The sequence below is a fragment of the Xenorhabdus japonica genome, from assembly GCF_900115195.1.
Taxonomy (GTDB): Bacteria; Pseudomonadota; Gammaproteobacteria; order Enterobacterales; family Enterobacteriaceae; genus Xenorhabdus; species Xenorhabdus japonica.
In genome coordinates, this window is the sequence record NZ_FOVO01000084.1 from 1 (window position 1) to 1,464 (window position 1,464).

2 protein-coding genes are annotated in these 1,464 nt (G+C 48.0%); both read right to left on the reverse strand.

What is annotated here, in order from left to right:
* Positions 1–40 precede the first annotated feature (40 nt).
* Entirely contained in the window at positions 41–1,036 is a 996-nt protein-coding gene (locus tag BM135_RS16375) for a transposase (protein ID WP_175486212.1), read from the reverse strand.
* A gap of 7 nt (positions 1,037–1,043) precedes the next feature.
* The gene (locus BM135_RS16380) at positions 1,044–1,397 is read right to left on the reverse strand and encodes a transposase (RefSeq protein WP_092521595.1); all 354 of its coding nucleotides are present in this window, start codon (positions 1,395–1,397) and stop codon (positions 1,044–1,046) included.
* Positions 1,398–1,464 lie beyond the last annotated feature (67 nt).

Genomic DNA, 1,464 nt, shown 5'->3' on the forward strand with positions numbered 1-1,464 from the left:
GAGGGTGTCGCAAAAGGGGGGAGGTCATTTTTTCAACGTGTCAAGTTGAGCCCATATCCCCTTTTTTAGTGCCTGTTACTTGTACGAATAACAGGCTGAAAATTACCCATAATATCAGAGCCACTGCTCTTGATAAGTTATAGGCCCTCGCATGCAGGGTAAATTCCAGCTTGACCGCTGACAATCCTTTACGCCGAAAGCGTTCCAGTCCCTGAATTCCCCGCAAGGCTGAAAATACCGGTTCGACTATGCTCTTTCGTTGACTCAATATCTGTTTTGACTCAGGGTTCGCCATATGTAAACGCAGTTCATCCCGCTTTTCATCTTCCAGATAGCGTTTTATTTTTCTTCCACCTTTGGCCCGTGTACAGTGGTTTTTTTGCCTGCATTGGGCGCAATTGGCACTGCCATAAACCCGATAGCCTCGCGTTTTTTCCGACGCTGCCACTGTGCTTTTCAAGGATAATTGATGATGGGCAGGACAGAGATAACCATCTTGCTCAGCATCATAGATAAATAACGATTTGGGGTAGATTTTTCGGGGGCTCTGTCGGGGGGAATTTTCAGAGCAAAACAGCCGGATCTGATATTTTTGTGCCTCAGCAATCACCGCGTCATGGAAATAACCGGCATCCAATAACACTTTGTCCGGATGATATCCCGATAAATTGAAATTCCGCGCCAATAAATCCGCCATCACCCGTGTTTCACTGGACGGATCTACGGTTTGGGCGACGATAATACGTTCTGTGTTGACTAAAACAGACGGTTTATAGGCCGTTGAAAATCCCTTTCCCCGCTTGAGTTGCTGGACGACAGCGTCTGGCTCTGTTGGATTAATACGCAACTGGCTGGCATCTTTACCCTTTTTTTCCCGATTTTCTTGCCGGCGCCGTAATACTTCAGTGCCCTGTTCCAATTGCTGAATACGTTTTTCTGTCTGCACCGTGGCAGGCGCTGCCGTGAGGGCTCTTTTTTCTCGTGAAATCGCTTCCTGAGTCAAAAGATGATAATGAGAACACGCGGCCTCAATCACGGTTCCGTCACCGGCCAGACACGAAATACCGGATTGACTGCCAAATACACCCCAAATCTAAACGCGCCAAGCGTTCAAGTGCTCTGAGCGAGCTGTGTCCTTTCATGATCCCATAAAGCAGGATCCCCATCATTGAACGGGGAGAATAAGGGGCCCTGCCTGTTGAAGCATAATGGCGTTCGAAAGGTGCCCAGTCTTGTTCATCCAGGATCTCCGCGACGATAAATGCACGGCGTTCTCCCATTTGTCTGAGATAATCACCAAGGGAAAGAGAACCCTCCAATACAGGTAAATGCTGCGCTTTGGCAAACTGACGTTTGGTGTGAGCAGACGGTTCCAATTTTCGAGTGAATAAGGTCATAAAAGACAGGCGCCTAAAGGAAGAGCGCCGATCTTAATGGATAACATGAGCTTTTGCGACACCCTCT